Origin of the sequence: Bradyrhizobium sp. cf659 (genome assembly GCF_900113725.1) — a bacterium.
Lineage (GTDB): Bacteria > Pseudomonadota > Alphaproteobacteria > Rhizobiales > Xanthobacteraceae > Bradyrhizobium.
On sequence record NZ_FOQJ01000001.1, the window covers coordinates 1,445,105 to 1,466,492 of the forward strand.

Here is a 21,388-nt window from a genome sequence, read left to right on the forward strand (position 1 = left end):
CTTCCCCCTATTTCAAGTCTGGATGTTTCCGGCGATCTGCTGAATCCGAAGCACCACGAATTCGGCAGGCTTCAGCGGCGCAAATCCGACATGAATGTTGACGATTCCGAGATTGATGTCGTTCTGCGTGGTGGTTTCCTTGTCGCACTTCACGAAGTAGGCGGCGGCCGGCGTCTGTCCCTGGAAGGCGCCCTGCACAAAAAGGGTGTGCATAAACGCGCCGAGGTTCAGCCTGATCTGCGCCCAGAGCGGCTCGTCGTTCGGCTCGAATACGACCCACTGCGTACCACGGAACAGACTTTCCTCGATGAAGAGCGCTAGCCGGCGCACCGGGATGTACTTGTACTCGTCCGCCATCTGGTCGGCGCCGCGCAGCGTACGGGAGCCCCAGATCACGTTGCCATAGATCGGAAAGTTGCGCAGACAGTTGATGCCGATCTGGTTGAGCACCCCGTTCTCGCCATTGGTGAGCTTCGTCGTCAGTTCGTCTATACCGCTCAATCCCGCGTCGAGACCGGCGGGTGCCTTCCACACGCCACGCCTCGCGTCCGTTGCGGCCATCGCTCCGGCGACCAGACCGCATGGAACAAACGTCGCCTGCTGCCCCTTGCTGAGCGGATCGGGAGCCGCGACCCGCGGAAAGAACAGCGCGGCGTTGCGCGTATGGTCAGCGCTGTAGCCGAGTGCGGTAAGCTTGCCGATCGGATCGTCGACTGCGAAGTTGTCGCCCCAGCTCGATGGCGGATCCACGATCAGCATGGCGCGCCGCTGGGTGCAGTAACTCATTGCCTCCTTGTAGACCGCCAGATCGGTGTCGCCGCCGGGCCTGTCCGGCGGAATGCAAAGCAGGTTGAACAGGTCGGCATTTTCAAGCGCGAACAGTCCCTTCTTGTTGTCCCTGTCGCCGGTGTAGGTGTCTTTATCGACCGGCGCCTCGGCGTCGCTGTCAGGCACATGGACCGTGCCGGAAAGGGATTTCGGCTTTGGCGAGCCGCCGCTCGCCGCGCCACCCGGACCCGCTGCATCGCCACCGCCTCCTGCAGCTCCGCCGCCGGTACCTGCTGCTCCGGCCGCGCCGGCGCCGCCTTGCCCGCCGCCCGCCGCAGCACCGCCGCCGCCTGCGCCTCCCGTCGCGCCACCGCTGCCCTGATCGGGAGGAAACGTGACCGACGTTGTGGCCAGTTTCGACGGATCCGGAACACGAAGCAGTTGCGACGACTGCTGTAGGACGCGATCAACCCGCTGCGCGCGGCCGGCCAAATTCGTGGTGTCCTTTGTCGTGAGATTGAGGAACTGTTCTCGCGCGACGACCTGTCCGTTCACCGTCAGCCTGGCCGTCAAGTTGAAGAGATCGGTCCTGGCGAGGCCGAGTCGCTTAGCCGCATCGTCAGTGACGTTGTCGTCGAGCGTGACCTCCAATCCGTTCGACCATGCGCCCGGATTCGCCGCCTCGAGCGCAAGACCTCCGACGGTGACGCCCCCTTTCCCGGTGCCGCCCTTCGACTTGAAGATGCGGACGATGATCGCCTGGCCGCCACCATTGCGGAAGAAGTCGGCGACGGCATAGCTCATGGGATAGTCGACCCCGAGACCGCCGAACTGGCGCTGGAAATCACCGAATCCGAAAATCGTGATCGGCTTGTCAACGGGTCCCGAGCTCGCGCGGCCGACAAACGCCGTGATCGACGTCGCGACCCCGGTGATGGTCCGGACTCCGCTTGGAATTTCTTCTATGTAGACGCCTGGATAGGAAAGTGCGACGGGCATCGAGGTTTTCTCCCCTTAGCGATAAGCATCTGCAGCGAGCAACCAAAAGAGCAATAGAATCCCTTGCCGTGCCCATAGCGGGCGCAGCTGCGCGATCATTCATTGTCACGACGTTCCGAGCGGAGTCGTCGCGGTCTTTGCTGGGTAAAGGCCGGCAGCGATGTCCAGCCGATAGCAGATGAGGTCAGGCCCGCATTTGAGGGCAGGATCTCGGTCACAGGGAAAGCAACTCACCTGCCAATTCTGGGAATACCGTATTCCCGTTCGAAGTTTCTGATCGTGGTTTCCAGATCGATGCTGTGCCCTCTAGGCTTTGGCCGCACGTCCTTTTCCTGCGGCCTCGCGTCCTGAGGCTTCGGATCCTGCGCCCGCGTGTCCGGGGCTTTGGCGTCCCGTAGTTGCTTATTCAACTGCTCGATGGTCTGATCCCGCGCCGCAATGTCCTGCTTGCTCCGGTCGAACTCTGCCTGAAGCGCCGCCTGCCTGCTCTGCTGCTGCTGAGTTGCGGCGCGGGCCTCGGTCAGCTGCCGCTGAAGCTCTTCGTTCGCGTCAGTACCGGGATTGGGCGAAGATTGGTTCTTGATCTGACTCTCAGCTCTTTTCAGATCGCTGTTGATCCTCTCATAGGCCTCGTGCTGGGACCGCAAAGCCTCCTGCATTTCGCGATTGAGCTTGTTCGCCTCAGCCAGCTTGGCCCGCAGATCGTCGGGAGCCGAGTCGTTGCCGGGCAGAAGGAAGTATCCTCCAGCGCCACCGACACCGGTCGAAACCGTCGCCAGCGCCGCCATCGCCATCGTGCCGAAGGATCGCCTAGTCGTCGTGACCGGCAGAACGGGCGGAACGGACGCGTTGCCGCCTCCGGCGAGTCCCTGCAGCTTCGCCGTCAATTCCTCGATCAGCGCTTCCTTTTGCGCGATCTTCTCCTGGTGACCGTCTGCGACTTTCCCGATCTCGCTGGCATGCCGCTGTCTCAGCGTTTCGATGAGTTTCTCGCCTGCCACTAGCCTGCCATGGAACTCTGCTCCAATCTTTTCCCTGGCCGTCGCGAGATCGTGCGTCAGCGCCGCGATCTTCCCCTGGTGATCGTCTGCGACTTTCCTGATCTCGCTGGCATGGTCCTGTTTTAGTGCATCGACAAGCTTCTCGCTCGCCGCGACCTTGCCATGAAACTCGGCCGCAACCTTTTCCCTGGCCGTCTCGAGATCAAGCGCGAGCGACGCGATCTTCGCGTGACTGGCTGCGACCTCCTCCTTGAGCTGCTCTTGAACGGAGCCGAACTGCGATCTCGCGGCCTTGAGCTCCGACTGTAGGGTCTCGACGCTCTTCTGGCTTTCCGCAAGACGGTCGCGTAGGCGACCTTGCTCGGCCATGCGCTCTTCGGCATCGTTCACCGTGTCGGTGATTGCCTTTTCCCTCAGGACCTTCAACTCATCCCTTGCTTCATCCAGTTCGCGCGTCGCGGTGTCGAGGTCCTGTTGCATCGAGTTGATAGCGTGCTTGCTTTCGCGCAACGCCTCAAGCAAGCGCTGCACTTCGTCGCGATCGGCGATATCGGGTTCTGGTGACGGCGGTACGAGGCGGCTTCCGCAATACTGGCAGAATCCCCTCCCGGCAGGATTGTCGCGGTGGCAATTGTGACAAGCTATCGTCATTGATGCCGACTCAACGAGAATTCGAGAAAATTCCAGCAGCGTGGCTACTTACGCCGTCAAACCGGCCGTGATCATGAAAATTTCAAGCAAACACGCACACTTCTTGATCAAACGGGACCGAGAACATACAAGGCAATCGCGCTTAGCTTAAGATCATGGCCGCCTCCCCAGATCTCAGATCTTGCGGACACTGGCGTAGCACAATCCAAACTTGCAAAGTTTCAATGACCGAAATGCGTCTGATTTTAGGCGTATCGCAGCGGCATCGTTGCTGACCAGTTCGAACAGACCGATTGCGCGGCGAAACGAATTCAGGCCTCGGTGCATGGGCATCTCCGCCGGTTGCGTTGACAGCATATGCTACCTCAGCGGAGACAAGTGTGAGATCGTTCACTCTTGTAGCAAAACATCACGGCCCGCCACGAAGGGCACAGTCCGACGGCACGGTGCGTCCAGCCTGCTGAACGATTGCGGTGAACGCGCAGGCACCCACACGACAACGTCGTACTTTGAGCAGGCTGAATCAGCGAAGCCTCAAGGCACCAGACCCGATTGCTGCTGGCTTTTCGCACTTCGCGATAGCAGCGCATCGTTTGGCAGCTCGTTGAGACGCTCGAAGCGAGGACAAGCTATAAGATGCACTGTAAAACGGCTCGCGTTCGTTGCGGCCGTCGTTCTGCTAAGCGTCTGAAAACCCTGGTGGCGGATGCAGTCGGGCGAAACCGGTCTCCGATGGCGGATTCCCTGCTCATAGGGAAAATTACAGGGAAAGGGCGGTTCTTGGGACACTTCGAGCCCCCGAAATCGGTAGCAAAGCCCCGTGGCGCAACAACTTTCGCGCAAGTTTTCCCAGCCGGTTTCTCCAACATATCGCGAGGATCTGTCGCGAGAAGCCCATGCCTTCGCGGGCCCGACGGGCATGCTCGGCTTCAACGAACTGGCAGAGGCATGTGCCGCGTTGCAAACGGACGTTCACGATGGCTCGCCCCTCGACCCATTTCTACCCAGTGCCGCCACGCGCGACGCTGCTTTAAGAGCGATTGCCGAGATGGTCATTGACAACAAATTCGCGAACCCAGCACGGCAACGACTTGAAGATTTTGAGACTTATAACCTCGCGTAAAAATTTCGGCCCGTTAACGGCGTGTGGCGTTTGGCAGCGATGGACACGTTCCATAACCGCCCATTCCGTGAATTGAGTCCCGGCAATTGACCTACGCAAATTCGCGGCTTGCCGAACTAGACTAGATCACTCCCCTCCCGAACATCAGCCCGCCGCTGACACCCGCAGCGCGTTCAGTTCAAGCTGCTCACGTTGGCTGTTGTTAGATTTTCTTTGATCTTCCGGTGCACACATCGTGCACCCGCCGCCTTCTAACTCATTGAAACAACTAAACTCTCGCTCCAGTCCATCATGGGCAAATTTGAGCTAGCTTCAGCCAGCGGCGTCTAACGAACGGATATCTTGTAGATGGAATCTCAAAGTTCGAACAGGACTCCCACACTGGCGACGCAGTGCTGATCGTTAGACACGGCTCCACCATGTGCGCCGGACTCCGTTTCAAGGATCACAGCACGCATCCGCAGCGGGCGGATTGAGCATAGGCCAAAAGCCGAAGGTCGGCTTTAGAATGCGCCTCGCAAAGGCGATCGATGATTTGGGTCACCTTCTCACTGTAGTCTCGTTGCCAGTGTCCCAGCCCGTGTAGAGCGCTCTCTCGACAAGCAATCGAGTTGAGTTGAAGGATGCGCTCCATCGCGCGCAACGCGTAATCGTGGAGAGTTGGCAGGTCCGGATCGTCGGCAAGAGCCAAGCACGGAAACACATCCCCGAGCACCCCCGCCGCAAGCGCAAGCGAGCATTCGAAGACCTCGAACAGCGTCTCCTGCATGAGATCCTCACCGTCGAGGGCTTCGGAAGCGCGGCCAGCCATCATCTGGAATGAGTGCAGCATCCCTGGAAATACGTCTAGGCGCACTTCGACGCCGGCGGCCTTTGCGCGGTCGGCGATTGCTCGGCTGTCGTCGAGCAGGGTTAGGATGAAATGCGCTAAGGAAGTAGCGACTTTTCCACCCGCAGCTTGGATGGACGTTCCCTGATGACGTTCCTGAGCCAAGGTCGAACGGCGTCCGTGTGTCTCTCGAACAGGAGATAGAAGATGAACGACGCCAGCAAGCAACACACGATGAAGAGCACGTTGAGACCAAGCGACCCCACCGTAAAATCGCGATGGTCGGCAGCCATGGCGACATTGAGAAAGACCAGGATCGGATAGTGAATTGCGTAGAGCGAAAAGCTCCATTTAGCGAGATCACGCGCGAAACGCAGAAACGACGGCAGCGATATACTTGTTAATTCTATGCTCAGGATAACCGTAGCGGTGAGTATGCCGACCGTCAGATGATACGCTGCCCACGCGGGCAAGAGCCCCTTGGCGTGCAAGAGATAAATCCCGGCAAGGGACATCAGAAAGCCGAGCAACCACACCAAGAGCGGCGCCACGATGGCATAGACAAAGGCGCCGACACACCAGATCAGAAAATAGAAGATGAACTTCAGTCCCGTGTGATAGCCGCGAACATCCGCGCGCTCTGCTACGACGAAGAGCGCAAGGATCGCGACGATCACCAAACTCCAGCCTGGCCTCTTGCGGACTGATATCAACGCAAAAATCAACACATAGTACCAGAACTCGTTGGACAAACTCCACAAGGCAAGATTGCCTGCGTATGTTGAGCAGGCAATGGTTTGAAGAAATAGCCCGTTGCACAGGGCTGCGGCCGGGCTCTCGCTGGCCGAGAACAGTCCAGAAGCTGCAAGGAGATATTGGTGGGACGCAACAAATGCCTCCCATCTGTCTGAGTGCCTGGCCGATACATAGAAGAAGAAGGAAACCACGAGCGCCGGGATCAGCACGACATAAAGTCGCGACGCTCTCGCGGAGAAATAATCTATGGCGTTCAGTTCACCATTTTTCGCGCGAACCAGTGCCGGGCCGCCGACCAGATAGCCGCTGAGCACAAAGAAGACGATGACGGCCGCAACACCGTGCCCGCTCAAAGCCCATAGCAAGGAATAGGCGAGAACGATCGGGCCGCCGTAGGTTGGCCCGGGGACCTGCTCTTCGAACAGTAGTTGATAGGAATGAAAAATCAGGACTTCGACGGCTGCGAGCCCGCGCGCCAGATCGAGCCAATCGGGAAGGTTAGACGTCATTCCGGTCGTTGAACGAAATCCAATCACATTCTCCCCCATCTCTCCCCAGAGTACGGTCGCGCGACGGACTGAAGCTCAGGAAGAAGCTGATTTCCGCCCGCACACACGCTCAACGCGTATCGGTCTTCGGGCAAGCAAAGTTGATGGTTCTCAAGAACGGGTTCGCCGTCAGTCAAACCTGGAAGGCTTGCCTGATCGAAAAATGAGCAATAGCTCAATGGTGTCCGGTAAGGATCACTCCGTGCGAGATGCGCGACCACGAAGCTGCGAGCAGAAAAAATGAGGTCCAGCCGATTGGGCATCGCTAGGGCCGTAACCAAGGGCAGCGCACTTCGGACGTTATGCTGCTGACGGTCGGAGCGACCGAAAACTCCGACGTACGGTTCTGTCTGATCCATCGCGCTGGCGCGTAATACCCATGCAGCGGGTTCGCGCCGCCCATCAGATTCCGCCTCTACGGTCCAACAAAGTCGCTGTTCGACAAGGCTTGGGCCCTGCTGGACGTGGAGAAGGTCCCGGCGCCATGACCAAACTGAAGGCAACGGTAAAGGGCGTCTGAATGTCGCTTCATGGCCCTTCGCGACCGTCTGCGCGTTGCCCGGAGATTTCCGAACTTGATGGTAGACCAGACCTGACTGCCCACGGCCGAAACAGGCGCTCCCGTAGCAGATATCGGGATCGCCCCTACGGCTTGGCGATGAGAGGTCCGGTTTTGATGCTGTGGACGGCTCCTCCACGGGCACGAGAGTGCCAAGGAGTGGGCGCCGTTTGAGGCTCCCACGATTCGGAGGAGCAGCCTATGCAGTCAATTTCGACGATTGGTCTGGATATCGCGAAGTCGGTCTTTCAAGTGCATGGTGTCGATGCAGCCGGTCAGGTGGTGATCCGCCGCCAGCTCAAGCGCCGTTTCGTGCTGTCCTTCTTTGAGAAGTTGTCACCGTGCTTGGTGGGGATCGAGGCTTGCGCGTCATCCCATTATTGGTCCCGCGAACTGCAGGCGTTGGGGCATACGGTGCGGTTGATGCCTCCGGCCTATGTGAAGCCCTACGTCAAGCGGCAGAAGAACGACACCACCGATGCGGAGGCGATTTGCGAGGCGGTCACGAGACCCAACATGCGGTTCGTGCCGACCAAGACGGTCGAGCAACAGAGCGGCCTGATGCTTCATCGAGCGCGCCATCTGTTCGTTCGCCAGCAGACCGCCGTCATCAATTCGATCCGCGCGTATCTTGCCGAGTTCGGGATTGTCGCTCCCGTCGGGCGCCGGGGTGTCGAGCAATTGCTGGAAGTCGTCGCCGATACAGCCGACCGCCGGCTCCCGGAGGTGGCCCGCGCATGTCTTGCGGCTCTCGGCAGTCAATTGCGGGCACTGAAGGCTCAGATTCTGGAGTTCGACCGACGCATTATCGTCTGGCATCGATCAAGCGCGACGAGCAAACGGCTGGACGCGATCCCTGGCGTCGGGCCGGCGCTGGCGACAGCTCTGGTCGCGAGCGTTGCCGATGCCAAGGCCTTCCGATCGGGTCGGGATTTCTCGGCCTGGGTTGGGCTCGTGCCGAAGCAGAACTCGAGCGGGGGCAAGGACAAGCTTGGCAGTATCAGCAAACAAGGCGATCGCTACTTACGCAGCCTGTTCACGGCAGGTGCACTCGCCGTGATCCGCTATGCCAAGATCCATGGTGCGCGGCATCGGCCCTGGCTCACAGCGTTGTTGGCGCGGCGTCCCACCAAGGTCGCCGCGATCGCGCTCGCCAATAAGCTCGCCAGGATGGCATGGGCGATGATGGCCAGGAACGAACGCTACAGGGAACCCGCCGCTCTCACGGCGTGAACGAGATCACAGCCGGACATTCGGGTGTGACGTAACGGTTGGAAGGGCGAACAGCACTTAATGCAGCGCCGGTCGATCCGGCGATCAGGACAACCCACATGGGCCATGGCATCTTCGAATGCGTGGTTTTGACCGGGACCTGATCCGCGGAGGGCATTATGGCCAGCGGTCACGTGAACCGCGCTAACAGGCCGAACACATGGCCGCTCCGACCAACGCCGCAAAGTGAAGATTCTCCTTGCCAACCAGGAGCCGTCCACACATGGCCCTGTCGGCGAGGTGGCAATTAGCCCGGTCGCACCGGCCTGACGACCGGATGCTCGCGTTCCTCGAAGCGCTCTGATCATGCTGAACCGCATGGCTGAACGGTGCTGCCCAGCACTCCCTCAGCCATCGGTGGATGCTAGCTATTGCCATGCAGTTCGGTGTTGAGGCCGCCCCAGCGTTCGCCGTTTGTGTAGACGCCTTCGATCGCGCCGCCCTGGCTATTGCGGCGAAAAAGCAAGCCTGACCGACCTGACAGTTCCTTTGCCTTCACGATCTTGCCCTCGGGGGTACGTACCTTGCTTGCCTGCTGTGACATATAGCCCGGCCTCCACAATGCATTCGTCACCCAACGAGATGCCAATGCCGGCATTGGCGCCGATCAGGCTCCTTTCGCCCACCGAGTTGACCTGTTTGCCGCCACCAGACAGCGTACCCATAATGGACGCGCCTGCACCTACATCACTGTTGCGGCCGACAGTCACGCCTGGTGTGACACGCCACTCGACCATGGACTCTCCCAGTGTGCCCACGTTGAAGTTGACGAAGCCCTCGTGCATGATTGTGGTGCCAGGCGACAGGTGTGCGCCCAACCTAACCCGGTCGGCATCCGCAATGCGTACGCCCTCGGGGATTACATAGTCGGTCATGCGCGGAAACTTGTCGATGGAAGAGACCTGCAGGTGGTGCGCCTCGCCCTGCAACCTCGCGCGTAGCTCCAGCACGCGCTCAGGCAGCACGCGACCTGCCGAGGTCATAAACGACGGGCTGATAGCCGGCGGCAGTCAGCGCCCGACAGGCATGCGAGCCGATATAGCCGGCGCCTCCCGTGACGAGGACAGTCGGTCGATCGGTCATGGCTGCTCCCCCCAAGCGAAGTCACTAATCGCCCAATCAATCGTCGACAGCATAAAATCTGCGCAGAACGCAAGCAGCGCGATCTCAAACCATCCAGAATCCTTTGCGGCGCAATCGAGCGCGACGCTGGTTCGGACAAGCGGACCAGAGACAGCTATTGCGGAGAGTCGATAGCAAACTCCTTTGGCATGAGGCAATTTGATGCCCGGGGCCGGTCCCACAACTTGACCGTGATCAGATTCAACATCGCTTCATTTCCCTAGCTTCCAGCTCGTGCAAGGCAGTCTCCGCCGGCACAGGGCGTAGTGCGAGAGCACCTCCTGAGCCCCGGAGCAAACAGCGCGACGAAGTGCGCAACGGAGATCCGCAGCGATGCCCCTTCGGCATGACCCTTCCGGAGAGATGACCGTTGTTGACCTACATTCCGGTATCCTGTTCGCGATGTTTGACGGTCACAAACGAGTGATCTGCAAAGTTGATTGGGACGCTCTTATTGATCGCGCAACGGTCGATGGCACCGATGAAATGGACATTCGCGCGACCTATAATCGGCATCGCGAGGCCATCCAGGCTATAGCCAGCCAGAACTATGATGCGGGGCAAACAAGACCAATTGTCACGACTTACCAGCTCACGCCGCTTCCCTAGCCCCGAAACCCCTGCCCCTTCGTAACCGCCTAAAACGGAGCGCAATAGTGTTGACCCCGCAGACCGCCAAGCAAAAACTTGCTCCGCCATGGAGCCATGACGAAATCGAGCAGGTACGGCTGCTCATTTCAGAGGGAAAGAGCTTGCACGCGGTCTCACGAAGCCTTGGAAGAACGCCACAGGCGGTGAGGAAAATTGCTAGTAGGCTAAAGCTCCCGCTCCGACTTGTCGATCTGACGAGGTGATTCGACTTCAATCTCCGGCACTCGAGTGACGTCATCTCACGCGGACGGTCGTAGAATATCACAAATACCTGTCAAACTTGCGCCTCCCGACGAGACCAAGGCAGGCTCCTGCTCTGCTGATCCCTCCTCGTCGCGGATGCATTTCGCCCCAGACCCCAGCTGGTTGTCGCGAAAGGGGTGCGTTGCGCGACATTCCATATTGCCGTAGCTCTTTTTGAGTTAACCGGGCTTTCAGATCGCGATCACTTTACCACTGCGTCTTTGCAACTAATAGCGAACTGCAGCATATTCTATTTTAAGCTGATTGAAGTTTCGAGAGGCGCTTGCGCCTACAACACACGCAAAGCAGGAAGCATATCTGCAAATAAACGCGGCATATTGCTTATTTGCGCAGCAAAATTGGCATATCTATTGTGGGGATGTGAGCCCTTGGACCCAGAGTTTCGATTTATGCGCGGCATTTTTGCAGCGCTGGTCAGTCTGAATGAACGAAACTCACCCCTCATCGGACCAAGGGGTAACAACCGGTGTTTGAGCAAAAAGAAGTCATTCTACGCCCGATGTGAATTTCTACGCTTCGCAATCTTTACGTCAGACTAGATCATGCGGATGCCGGAGGAACCTTGGCTAACGGATTCGTAGTCTGGTTCAATAAGTTCAAGGGTTACGGCTTCATAAGGCCCGACGGCGGAGGCAAGGATATATTCGTTCATATGTCCGCCGTCGAGGAAGCCGGACTGCCAACGCTCATCGAAGGGCAAAGGGTGAGCTACGAGCTCGTTTCCGCTGGAGGCAGGGTAACAGCCAGTCAGCTGCGAGTCGGATCCCATGAGTCCAATTCTGCGGGATGAATAGAACTTTCGTATTATCGATAGTTCGAAGCCTGCCTCACTTCCGGCCATGCCGGAGTTGGAGGTTCTCGATCATGTCGTTGTAACGACCAATAAGGTCTATCAGACCGTCCCCATGGTCCGACAAAAAACCAGCGATGCTGGAATTAACGATTTGTACGGTCGCGTCGATCTCTCCCAATAGCTCGCGCCGCGCAGCGTCACAGTACTCCGCGATGAGTGCGTCATCGATCGACAACTCGCTTGCTATCCTCATGGTCTCGAACGTTGGCGCTTCGTGCTGCGGCACAACTTCGAACCAGCGATCTGCCCGCGTGTTCCGCTCGACCGCCCTCATTCGAGGAGAGCCATCAGAAACTGCTCTTTCGACATCGATAGAAAGCAACTCTAGCGTTTCGTTGTGAAGGCGTTCGAGCTCAGTCATGGAATGATCAAACATGCTGCGCAGCTGCGTGAGCTGTAGCCACGCGAGTCTCAAATGTTGATACGGCGACAATTGGTCATGGGTCCAAGGATAGTTGCCGGCAACAATGCGACAAAGGATCAGATCGCCGTATACGGTCCGAAGCTTAAGAAGCGCAGCCAGCTCCGCTTTCAGGCGCAGATGAATGGCCGATATCCCTCCTGTCATCCGCTCCGGCACGAACTCGAATGACGGATCGGACAAGCGCACTAAATTTTCACCGGCCAGCTCCATGATCGAAACGATCCGCTCGTCAATCTCACTGGTCGTTAGCTCATCCACCCTGCTCATTCTCACATAATCCAGCAACGCCCGGCGCTTTGACACCTGGCTAGCTTCGTCGGGCTTGCGAATCCCCAACCCGGAGCCTTTCAGGGTTCTGCCGCTTTCGGAAGCCCAATCTATGTTCATTATCTAGGCAATGGGGGAAATCGAGCTAGTGCTGGCGGCTAGCTTTGCCGACCGATAGCATCCGGTCGCAAAAGCCCGTGACTCGCCAGGATTTCGATCGCTGGCTGCAGACTTTGGACGCCACGCCCGTCGGCCATGGCCGGCGCCATCGCCTACCCAATAGTTGCGGGACGACCACAAAAGCTGAGATCTCAGCACTGCGAACCGGGGACGTCCGACCTGAAATCAGGCTCCGAGTAACCGCCACAATCCTCTGCGCCGCCAGCCCGGGCGCAGCATCACTTCAACCCGATCAACGCATGGGGCGCGCATATGTTGCCAGACTTTGTCGTCAAGAGGCTCTGGCAATACCTCAATGGTTGGCAGGTCTGCCGTATGCCGAATGTTGCGACCTTGCGCTGGTGGCCCAGCTTGCGCGCGACAGATCACCTTGCTGCCCTTTGCGGCCAAGCAGGTCATCGTAGATGTCCAGCGTTCGCAATGCGATATCGGACCAATCGTACCGCATGGCGCTCTCGCGGCGTACTACTTCGCGCTCGGTTGCGCTCAGACGCGTCTTCGTCAGCGCCAACAGCTTCGTACCCAACTCCTCACAATCACCGACATGGAAAATGTGTTCGGGATCAGCCACCACCTCCAGGTTAGGTGCGATATCACTTACCAGCACCGGCAATCCATAGCTAAGGGCTTCAAGCAGCACGATCGGCAGCCCCTCATGCGACGACGGCAAGACGAACAGCGCGGCGTGGGCGTAGAGTTGTCGCAAGCCGTCGCCGGTCTGAAATCCGGCCATGACAACGTTCTGGTGGCCGGCCGCTTCTCTAACCAGCTGATCTGCGTACTCATTCCGGTGGTCGATCTTTCCAACTATGGCGAGCTTCCATCCCGGCAGCGCTGTTGCCAGGAATGCGCGCAACAGATCGAGTTGTCGCTTCTCAGGAACAAGCCGCCCGACCGTCAATACGTATCGTCCTGGCTCTAATCCCAACTCGACCACCTTTTCGCTCTGCTGTGGCAAGTCCGAGAATACCACGCCATTAGGCACCACCTCGCAGGGTTTGCCATATTTGGAAGTGATGAGCTCGCCTATGCTGCGGCTGACCGCGATGCGCTTAGTAGCGTAGCGCATTCCGAGAGCTTCGCCGGTCCTCAGCACCATGCGCGCTGCCCGGCCCCATTTTTCTCTATTGTAGTCCTCACCATGATGCGTGACGACGACCCGCAGGCCGGCAGCACGAAGCAATGGCGTTACAATTGCAGGACCTATGCCATGAATGTGGACCAGTGCCGGACGCCGCACCATTGCAACAATTGCGCAGACTACGGAATGGAGCAGAGTCTCGAGGTACTTGTTGCTTAGAGTCCACAGCCGCAGTACCCGCACTCCCCTCCATACTTTGGGGACATCCGGCGGAACATAGGGCGACCGCATGCAGACGGTAACCCGCCTGCCGAGCTCGACCATCCTTGGTGCGAGATTTTCCGCATGTGTCTCGATACCACCCTGAATTTGAGGGAAGCCACGGAAGCCGAACATGTAGATCTCACGCTTTCTCATCTGGACTTCCTCCCAATCTAATTGTTCATAAATTTTCGCAACGGGTAATGCTCGTCCGGGGTTATGCGGCCCTTGACCAGCCGGGCCTTGACATTCTTGTTCAAGAACGACGTTCGCTCGACGTGCGGCGACGGACGCACGTCGGAATAATCAATATAGCTGTCAAAGCATATGCTCTTGCCGATCGAGACCTTGAGCTTGTTCTTGATGACCCATAACAACGGCTCGCCTTTCGGAAGCTGAGGGACCACGTTGGACCGCATCGCGGTCCGCGCGGTCGTCACCATCCAGCAGTTCTGTCCACAGCTCGCGACCTTTTTCCGTGTCTGCTGAGCGGCCTCGCTATTCATGATGTCGTTCCATGATTCCCGCGCAAGATTTCCCATCGGGAGATCCGAGCGGACGTTGCAGGCCCATACGTCCGACCACGGGTCGATGAAGGCAAAATCCTTACCCGCACTGCACGGGATCAACCGGTCATGACCGAGAATCTTCTCGATCAGGCCAAGGTTCAGGTAGGCCCGAAACCAGTTCTTTGGCTTCGGACTACGCAGCATCGCCGAAATAAGCCCCTCAACCTTCCGCGCGACTGCCTTCCGATCATAGAAGTAATTGTCGTTCTTGTAGAACTGCCACGCATTGTGAAGCGTGGAAGTTGCCAGCTCGAATCCCTCCTTGCGAGCGAACTCGTAGACATTGACGAGCTGATCGACGTTTTCGTCCTGGATGACCATCGCAAAGCCAAGGTCGGTGCCGCCGGCTTCGCGCAACATACGAAGTCCCGCGATCTTGGTGCTGTAACCGTCCTTCTCGCCGCGAATTCTATCGCTGGTCTCCTGATCGCCCTCGAGCGAGAAGCGTACCTTGATGTTGGGGTGTTTCTTGATGATCGGAACGAGGCGCTCCGGATGCAGCCCGTTCGACGATATCTCCGTCACTCTTGCCTTCGGATAGAGAAGGTCGATCATCTCTCCGAGGTCTTTGCGAAGCGTCGGCTCTCCACCCGACACATTCAGATTGTCGAAGCCGGAGGGAAGCTTCGACAACGTAGCCAGCGACACCTCTTCCTTTGGCTCAGTCGGATTCTGCCAGATGTAACACATCTGACATTTCGAGTTGCAGCGGAACGTGGAAATGACGGTAAGGTCCATTTTATGATCCAACTTTCCTGTGTAGGCCGGCTGATGCAATCAGATCCTCGTATAGCGAGAACAACGTCGCACCGTGTTCCTCAAGCGAGTACTCGTTCTCGACGATCTTGCGTGCGTTGCGGCCGAACGCCTCGCGACGACTGCGATCGACGAGAAGACTTCTGACGTTTTCGGAGAGTTGAGAAACGTCGCCAGGGTCAAACAACAAACCTGTCGTCCCGTCCCTGACCAATTCGGGAATTCCGCCAATGCGGGAAGCGACGATCGGCTTGCCATGCGCCATCGCCTCAAGGATCGAGAGAGGACTGTTTTCGTGCCACACGGAGGGCACGACAATCAAACCCGCCCCCCTGATTGTGCGCTCGAGGTCGATGCCTGTGAGATGCCCTCTGAACTCCGCCGCAGGGTATTTCCGCCGAAGCTCATCGAAAAGCGGTCCAGTGCCAGCGATCACCAGCCGCCAGGCTCCTTGGGCTGTCGCATGAGCTTTAAGGAGATCCTCAACGCCTTTTTCAGGCGACAGGCGCCCGAGATACAGTGCGTATCCGTCATCGCCGACAGAGGTATCGATACGCGATGCGTCTATCCCGTTCGGAATATGAACCACCTTATCGGCACCGAACCGACGGACAATGGCCTCATACATGAACTTGCTCGGCGCAATGAATTTACCGACGCGATGATAGCTTCCCAGCAGCGCGTGATAGCGCGCCTCCGCCCAAAGCAAAGCGCTGCGCCCTAGAGAACCGTCGGCGCAACGGCGAGCGAGAATCGTCTCGAAGGCGCCGTCCCCGCATCTCGCACACACCTGTCCGTTGCTAAGCTGCGTATAGACGGGACACACCGGTTTGTAATCGTGAAGCGTGAGAACGACGGGAACCCCCATTTCCGCCGCTGCGGTGACGATCGAGGGAGTGAGCTGATGATAGATGTTATGACAGTGCAATATGTCCGGCTTCTCATCTCGGATGAGGCGCGCAATTTGCGAGACAGCTTCGGATGAATGAATAAAGGATAACGCCGATCTCAGCTTTTCGCGTCTGGATGATGCGCGATACGATTTCTGCGAAACGAAGTACGATTGGAAGCGTGATGGAATATTACGATCGTCATTCATGGAGAATTCGACGACGTCAACATTCCGCCTGCGCATCAACTCCATCTCGTCGAACATCACGACTTCGGAGCCGCCGTTGCGAAAGAAGAACTTGTTCGCAAACAACACTTTCAGAGCGTTCCGACCCGATCCGTCAAGCCGTTCTCGTCTAGAAGACGGGACATCTTGCTCCGGACTCAGCCTTGAGCGCGCCACCGAAACAGCGACTTCTTCGCTGAAATCGAACGAAGGCTCCATCATCGCCGCGGTCCTTGTCTGGAGACCGAAACAGGCCACACTGCGGGGCCGACACCAACGCCTGCAGAATGGTGTTCGGTCGGGCGGTGCAAGGCAGATCTCGTCGCAACTACAACCATCAGCAGGATGATAGGCGGCCGCTATGCGCCGATATTGACGGCCGTCAACTCGCTACCGGTGCGCGGCCTAGGATGGGGTGCTGGCCCCTCTTCGAGTCGGAATGCTGCCCAATTCTGAGGATACGGGCTGCGTCTAAGGACGCGCTCGGGCGTCAAAACGACATATCTTCATGATCGGCGAGAACTGCACGGTGACTGCCGGATCGCAACTGCTCGATGCAATGCGGAGAGAGGATGCCCGAGCACCTTGAGCCAACAGGCGCAATCCCCGATCAAGGGTTGATCGCATTGGTCATGATGCTCCGATTTAACGGCCTCGCCATAGATCCTGAGCGCATCCGTCATCAGTTTGGGACCATTATCAGGGTCGCCGAGATTCTCCGCTGTGCCAAGGAGCTCGGGTTGAAGGCGCGTGTCGTCAGGACCAATTGGTCTAGGCTTTCCGGTCTGCCGATGCCAGCGCTCGCCATCCTTCGTGAGAACAGATTTCTTATCTTCGGAAAAGCCACCGAGGAGCGGGTCATCGCGCTCGAGCCGGGTCGCCCGCAACCGGTCATGATGTCGCGAATGGAACTCGAAGCCGTCTGGGACGGCGCGGTCATTCTGATGACGCGTCGAGCCTCTCTTTCCGATCTGGCGCGGCGTTTCGACATCACGTGGTTTCTCGGCGCGATTCGAAAGTACCGGCGATTGCTCCTCGAGGTCCTTGCAGCATCGTTCTGCCTTCAGCTGTTTGCCCTGGTATCGCCGCTCTTCTTCCAGGTGGTTATCGACAAGGTTCTAGTGCATCGCAGCATGAGCACGCTGGACGTACTTGCCATCGGCCTCGTAGCGACCGCGATGTTTGAAACGATCCTTGGAGTTCTACGTACATACCTTTTCTCTCACACCACCAACCGAATCGATGTCGAACTCGGCGCCCGGCTGTTCCGTCACCTGTTGGCGTTGCCGATCGGCTACTTCCAGGCGCGGCGGGTGGGTGACTCTGTCGCGAGGGTCAGGGAACTCGAAAATATCCGCAATTTCCTGACGAGCTCTGCTCTGACCTTGGTCATCGACCTGTCCTTTTCGGTTGTCTTCATTGCAGTGCTGGTCTTCTACTCGCCAACGCTAACCTGGATCGTTCTCGCTTCGCTTCCGGTCTATGTCGCGATTTCTGCCGGAGCGACGCCTCTGTTTCAGCGGCGGCTCGACGAAAAATTTCAGCTGGGTGCGGAGAACCAGGCCTTTCTTGTGGAGAGCGTCACCGCGATGGAAACGCTCAAGGCGATGGCTGTGGAGCCTCAGATGCAACGCCGCTGGGAGCAACAACTCGCCGGATACGTCGCAGCGAGCTTTCGTGTCATCAGCCTGGCGAACGTGTCCAGCCAATCGGTCCAGCTTGTCAACAAACTGGTCGGCGTCGCCATCCTCTATTTCGGCGCTCGGTTCGTCATGGCCGGCGATCTTACTGTTGGCGAGCTGGTTGCCTTCAATCTGATCTCCGGTCGCATCAGCGGTCCGGTCCTCCGATTAGCCCAGACTTGGCAAGATTTTCACCAAGCCAGACTCTCGATCGCGCGCCTCGGCGACATCCTGAATACAGAGCCGGAGCCTGTTTACAGCCCTGGAAAAATGGCGCTGAATAGCATCCGAGGCGATATTGCGTTCGAACAGGTGACCTTTCGCTACCGCATCGATGGGCCTGAGATCCTTCGAGATGTGCAGCTGCACGTTCCGGCAAGACAGGTCATTGGAATAGTGGGCTCCTCGGGATCGGGGAAGAGCACTTTGGCCAAACTGGTGCAGCGGCTGTATATCCCGGAGCGAGGCCGGGTTCTGGTCGACGGGATCGACGTGACTCAGGTAGACCCCGCCTGGCTGCGCCGACAGATCGGCGTAGTTCTCCAGGACAGTGTCCTCTTCAACTGTTCGATCAGGGACAATATCGCCTTCGCGGATCCCGCGACATCGATGGAGCGTGTGGTTGAAGCGGCCACGATGGCCGGTGCACACACTTTCATTCTACAACTACCGAACGGATACGACACGATAGTCGGCGAACGCGGGAGCAGCCTGTCCGGCGGACAGCGTCAGCGCATTGCGATTGCACGCGCGCTGGTAACCGATCCCCGGATCCTGATCTTTGACGAGGCGACCAGCGCACTCGACTACGAGAGTGAGCACATCGTTCAACAGAACATGGCCAAAATCGTGCAGGGCCGTACTGTCCTGATCATTGCGCATCGGCTATCGGCCTTACGAATGGCCGACCGGATCATCACGATTGAAGATGGCCGCCTGGTCGAGGATGGTTCTCATCAAGAGCTGGTCAAGCGCGGAGGACGCTATTCAAAGCTCTTCCGCCTACAGTCGGGCTTCCATGACCTTACATAGTCTGTCTTTCGCTTGCGTCGACACCAACAGGCGACACGGTCGAGCTCACGCCGGCATCGACGAGGCCGCATGAAACAGACAACGGCAGAGACGTTCGACGATCCGGGGCTGTTTGTGCTCGACCTACTGCTCCGATTGCGTGGTGTTGACAGCAGCCTCGATCACATTCGCCAGCGGTCCGGTTACACGCCTATCGGTGTCCCGGAAATGCTCGCTTATGCGAGGGAGCTCAATCTCTCTGCAAGCTGTGTTCTGACCGATTGGGACGGACTATCGGCATCAGCCCTGCCTGGCATCCTCCCGATTCGCAGCCGAAGCTTTCTCCTACTCGGAAAAATACATGGCCACGAGGCCGTGGTGATGACCTCTGGCGCCGAAAGGCCATCTATCATTTCCAGATACGAGCTTGAATCCAATTGGGACGGACGGCTCGTCGTGATCGCCCAACGACGCGCCATCACCGCTTGGCTTCTGCGCTTTTCACGATACTGCCTGGAATTCATTCGGCGTTCAATGGAGGGCTCCCTGATTGTCGGGGCACGACTGGCTGGTATGTTTTCGTCTCGCGCCCATCGCGCACCTGCAATGTCCAAGCAGCGGCCGGCCGCGCCGACGGAGCCGCCCCGGAATGCGAACAGCGGGAACGCTGTCATTGTTTTCGCGGATCACGCCCGCAAGCTCGGACGCGCCGTTGTCGGGCTAACGCCTTCCGGCGGGATTCATCCGAGCGAAGCACTCGCTTTCCTCCCCGCAGCGCTCGAAATCATCGAGACCCCTCCTTCGCCGGTTGGACGGACCATCGTCATCAGCATCACGGCGGGTTTCGTTGTCGCCCTGCTCTGGGCCTGCCTTGGAACCATCGACATTGTTGCTATCGCTCCTGGCAAGATCATCCCGAGCGACCGAACCAAGACCATCCAGCCCTTCGAGACCGCCGTTGTTCGCGCGATCTACATTCACGACGGCCAAACCGTCAGAGCCGGTGAACGCCTGATTGATCTGGATGCGACCATTTCGGCTGCGGAGCTGAACCACCTCAAGAGCGATCTGATGAGTGCGCAGCTCGACGCCGCCCGCTTGAAGGCGTTACTGTCAAATAAGACTGATCCCGCTTCGGCGTTTAACCCGCCCCCAGCCGCCACACCTACTCTGATCGAGATGCATCGTCGCTTTCTCGTCAGCCAAATCGCCGAGCAGGCTGCCAAACTCGCTGCAATTGACCGCCAAATCTCACAAAAGGAAGCTGAACGAGCCACTTCGAAAGCGTCGATCGACAAGCTGAAGGCTACAATCGGCCCGCTCCAGCAGCGCGTCGAGATACGCGAGCAGCTGTACCAGAAAGAACTCGGTTCCAAGCTGCAATACTTGGCCGACTACCAAGAGCTACTCGGTCAACGACAGGAGATACTCGTTCAGCAAAGCCGTTTTGGCGAAGCAGATGCCGCCATCGCGGTTCTGGTGGAGAACCGCAACAAGGCCATTGCCGAATACGAACGAACGTTGCTCGAGGAACTCGCCAAGGCGGAACAGAAGGCTGCCGGTCTAAGCCAGGACGTCATCAAAGCCGAGCGGCACACCGGCCTGCAAAACCTGACTGCGCCAATCGATGGCGTCGTACAGCAACTCGCGGTTCATACCATCGGGGGTGTCGTCACGCCGGCGCAACCAATCATGATGATCGTTCCAATCGATAGTAATCTCGAAGTTGAGGCCATGATCTCGAATCAGGATATCGGCTTCGTCGAGGCAGGCCAGGACGCCGCCATCAAGATCGATACCTTCAATTTTACCCGGTACGGACTGCTACATGGCAAGGTGATTAACATCTCCCAGGATGCCATTCCCCGGAACAAGCCACCGGAGAACGGCAACACCAAGCCTCTCGGCGCCGGGACAACCAGCAGCGAACCCAATGGACAGGAGCTTGTCTACGCGGCGCGGGTGTCGCTCGACCGCAGCTACATGAACATCGAGAACAAGCGTGTCAGCCTTTCTCCCGGTATGGCCGCCACCATCGAGATCAAGTCTGGATCACGCAGTGTCATTAGCTATCTCTTATCACCGATCATGCGGTATAAGCAGGAAAGCTTGCGGGAGCGGTAGCGCGCGAGTAACTGTGCAAGGGTATCGCTGCAAATACCACGCGCTGTTACTGATGACGTTTCGCGGATGGCGAGGTCAGGATATCGATGAGATGCCGCCAGCTCGGAGCTAAACGGCCGGCGCCGACCCCGCATACTCCTCCAATGACCTTCACTACGGCGTCGAGAATCCGACCATGCCGATCCGGCGTTAGCAACTGCATGCCTTCGAGAGCAAGCGCGCTGAGGATCACCATGGCAAGAACAGCCCATGTACGACGTGTTATGCCGAACCCAAACGCAAAGCCCATTACAGCGAAGGCAGCGAAGTGCTCCAGTTGAAGGCCAGCCAACCTCGGACGACCTTGAATTGGTGTTAGCGTTGCGAACGTGATGAACGCGAGTACCACCCACCCGACAATGAGCGCCACCCTTTGTATCATGACCTCTCGCTGGTCCGGGAATGCTCAAATTCGACGTGCTGGCGAGCCGTTTTCCAGCGGACACCATCAACTCGTCGCCCTTCAGCTGTCTCAACCTCT

General features: G+C 58.1%; 16 protein-coding genes and 1 pseudogene. 6 read left to right on the forward strand and 11 right to left on the reverse strand.

All coding sequences use genetic code 11. The annotated features are described in order from the left end of the window. Positions 1-12: 12 nt before the first annotated feature. Together BM118_RS42190 and BM118_RS07140 are read right to left on the reverse strand one after the other, a co-directional pair. A complete protein-coding gene (locus BM118_RS42190) occupies positions 13-1,572 on the reverse strand; it encodes a phage tail sheath family protein (RefSeq protein ID WP_244550071.1) in 1,560 nt (519 codons plus the stop codon). 425 nt (positions 1,573-1,997) lie between these two features. Continuing rightward, a complete protein-coding gene (locus tag BM118_RS07140; protein ID WP_143099432.1) occupies positions 1,998-3,419 on the reverse strand; it encodes a zinc ribbon domain-containing protein in 1,422 nt (473 codons plus the stop codon). An 820-nt stretch (positions 3,420-4,239) separates the two neighbouring features. On the opposite strand from BM118_RS07140, the gene BM118_RS07145 reads away from it, so the two are divergent. Next, a complete protein-coding gene (locus BM118_RS07145; protein WP_092183480.1) occupies positions 4,240-4,542 on the forward strand; it encodes an Hpt domain-containing protein in 303 nt (100 codons plus the stop codon). Positions 4,543-4,987: 445 nt separating this feature from the next. Here BM118_RS07145 and BM118_RS42195 read toward each other — a convergent pair whose 3' ends face one another. Together BM118_RS42195 and BM118_RS07155 are read right to left on the reverse strand one after the other, a co-directional pair. Then, the gene (locus BM118_RS42195) at positions 4,988-5,536 is read right to left on the reverse strand and encodes an alpha/beta hydrolase family protein (protein ID WP_092183482.1); all 549 of its coding nucleotides are present in this window, start codon (positions 5,534-5,536) and stop codon (positions 4,988-4,990) included. Continuing rightward, on the reverse strand, positions 5,470-6,675 hold the full coding sequence (locus tag BM118_RS07155) for an acyltransferase family protein (RefSeq protein ID WP_244550072.1): 1,206 nt from the start codon (positions 6,673-6,675) through the stop codon (positions 5,470-5,472). The genes BM118_RS42195 and BM118_RS07155 overlap by 67 nt, the downstream gene beginning before the upstream one ends. Positions 6,676-7,435: 760 nt before the next feature. Here BM118_RS07155 and BM118_RS07160 point away from each other — a divergent pair. After that, entirely contained in the window at positions 7,436-8,467 is a 1,032-nt protein-coding gene (locus BM118_RS07160; protein WP_092183486.1) for an IS110 family RNA-guided transposase, read from the forward strand. Positions 8,468-8,952: 485 nt separating this feature from the next. Here BM118_RS07160 and BM118_RS07165 read toward each other — a convergent pair whose 3' ends face one another. After that, a complete protein-coding gene (locus BM118_RS07165; RefSeq protein ID WP_249762101.1) occupies positions 8,953-9,471 on the reverse strand; it encodes a DapH/DapD/GlmU-related protein in 519 nt (172 codons plus the stop codon). A 13-nt stretch (positions 9,472-9,484) separates the two neighbouring features. Beyond that, positions 9,485-9,589: pseudogene (locus BM118_RS40010) on the reverse strand (NAD-dependent epimerase/dehydratase family protein); the annotation flags it as partial. Between the two features lie 402 nt (positions 9,590-9,991). On the opposite strand from BM118_RS40010, the gene BM118_RS07170 reads away from it, so the two are divergent. Further along, entirely contained in the window at positions 9,992-10,237 is a 246-nt protein-coding gene (locus BM118_RS07170) for a DUF1488 family protein (protein WP_177234072.1), read from the forward strand. An 868-nt stretch (positions 10,238-11,105) separates the two neighbouring features. Continuing rightward, positions 11,106-11,333: a cold-shock protein gene (locus tag BM118_RS07175; protein ID WP_092183490.1), complete on the forward strand. Its 228-nt coding sequence runs from the start codon at positions 11,106-11,108 to the stop codon at positions 11,331-11,333. 37 nt (positions 11,334-11,370) lie between these two features. Here BM118_RS07175 and BM118_RS07180 read toward each other — a convergent pair whose 3' ends face one another. From BM118_RS07180 to BM118_RS07195, 4 genes are all read right to left on the reverse strand, one after another. Further along, positions 11,371-12,087 carry a hypothetical protein gene (locus BM118_RS07180; RefSeq protein ID WP_143099433.1) on the reverse strand — a complete coding sequence of 239 codons (717 nt, stop codon included), beginning with the start codon at positions 12,085-12,087 and terminating at the stop codon, positions 11,371-11,373. 472 nt (positions 12,088-12,559) lie between these two features. Then, the gene (locus BM118_RS07185; RefSeq protein WP_092183494.1) at positions 12,560-13,765 is read right to left on the reverse strand and encodes a glycosyltransferase family 4 protein; all 1,206 of its coding nucleotides are present in this window, start codon (positions 13,763-13,765) and stop codon (positions 12,560-12,562) included. Positions 13,766-13,782: 17 nt separating this feature from the next. Continuing rightward, on the reverse strand, positions 13,783-14,916 hold the full coding sequence (locus BM118_RS07190) for a radical SAM protein (protein WP_092183496.1): 1,134 nt from the start codon (positions 14,914-14,916) through the stop codon (positions 13,783-13,785). 1 nt (position 14,917) lies between these two features. After that, positions 14,918-16,273: a glycosyltransferase family 4 protein gene (locus BM118_RS07195; protein ID WP_092183498.1), complete on the reverse strand. Its 1,356-nt coding sequence runs from the start codon at positions 16,271-16,273 to the stop codon at positions 14,918-14,920. Between the two features lie 350 nt (positions 16,274-16,623). On the opposite strand from BM118_RS07195, the gene BM118_RS07200 reads away from it, so the two are divergent. Further along, positions 16,624-18,765 (forward strand): type I secretion system permease/ATPase, encoded by a 2,142-nt coding sequence (locus tag BM118_RS07200; RefSeq protein WP_092184332.1) that lies wholly within the window; start codon positions 16,624-16,626, stop codon positions 18,763-18,765. A gap of 69 nt (positions 18,766-18,834) precedes the next feature. Beyond that, positions 18,835-20,868 carry an HlyD family type I secretion periplasmic adaptor subunit gene (locus BM118_RS07205; RefSeq protein ID WP_143099434.1) on the forward strand — a complete coding sequence of 678 codons (2,034 nt, stop codon included), beginning with the start codon at positions 18,835-18,837 and terminating at the stop codon, positions 20,866-20,868. A 46-nt stretch (positions 20,869-20,914) separates the two neighbouring features. Here BM118_RS07205 and BM118_RS07210 read toward each other — a convergent pair whose 3' ends face one another. Beyond that, entirely contained in the window at positions 20,915-21,277 is a 363-nt protein-coding gene (locus BM118_RS07210) for a VanZ family protein (protein ID WP_177234073.1), read from the reverse strand. Between the last annotated feature and the right edge of the window lie 111 nt (positions 21,278-21,388).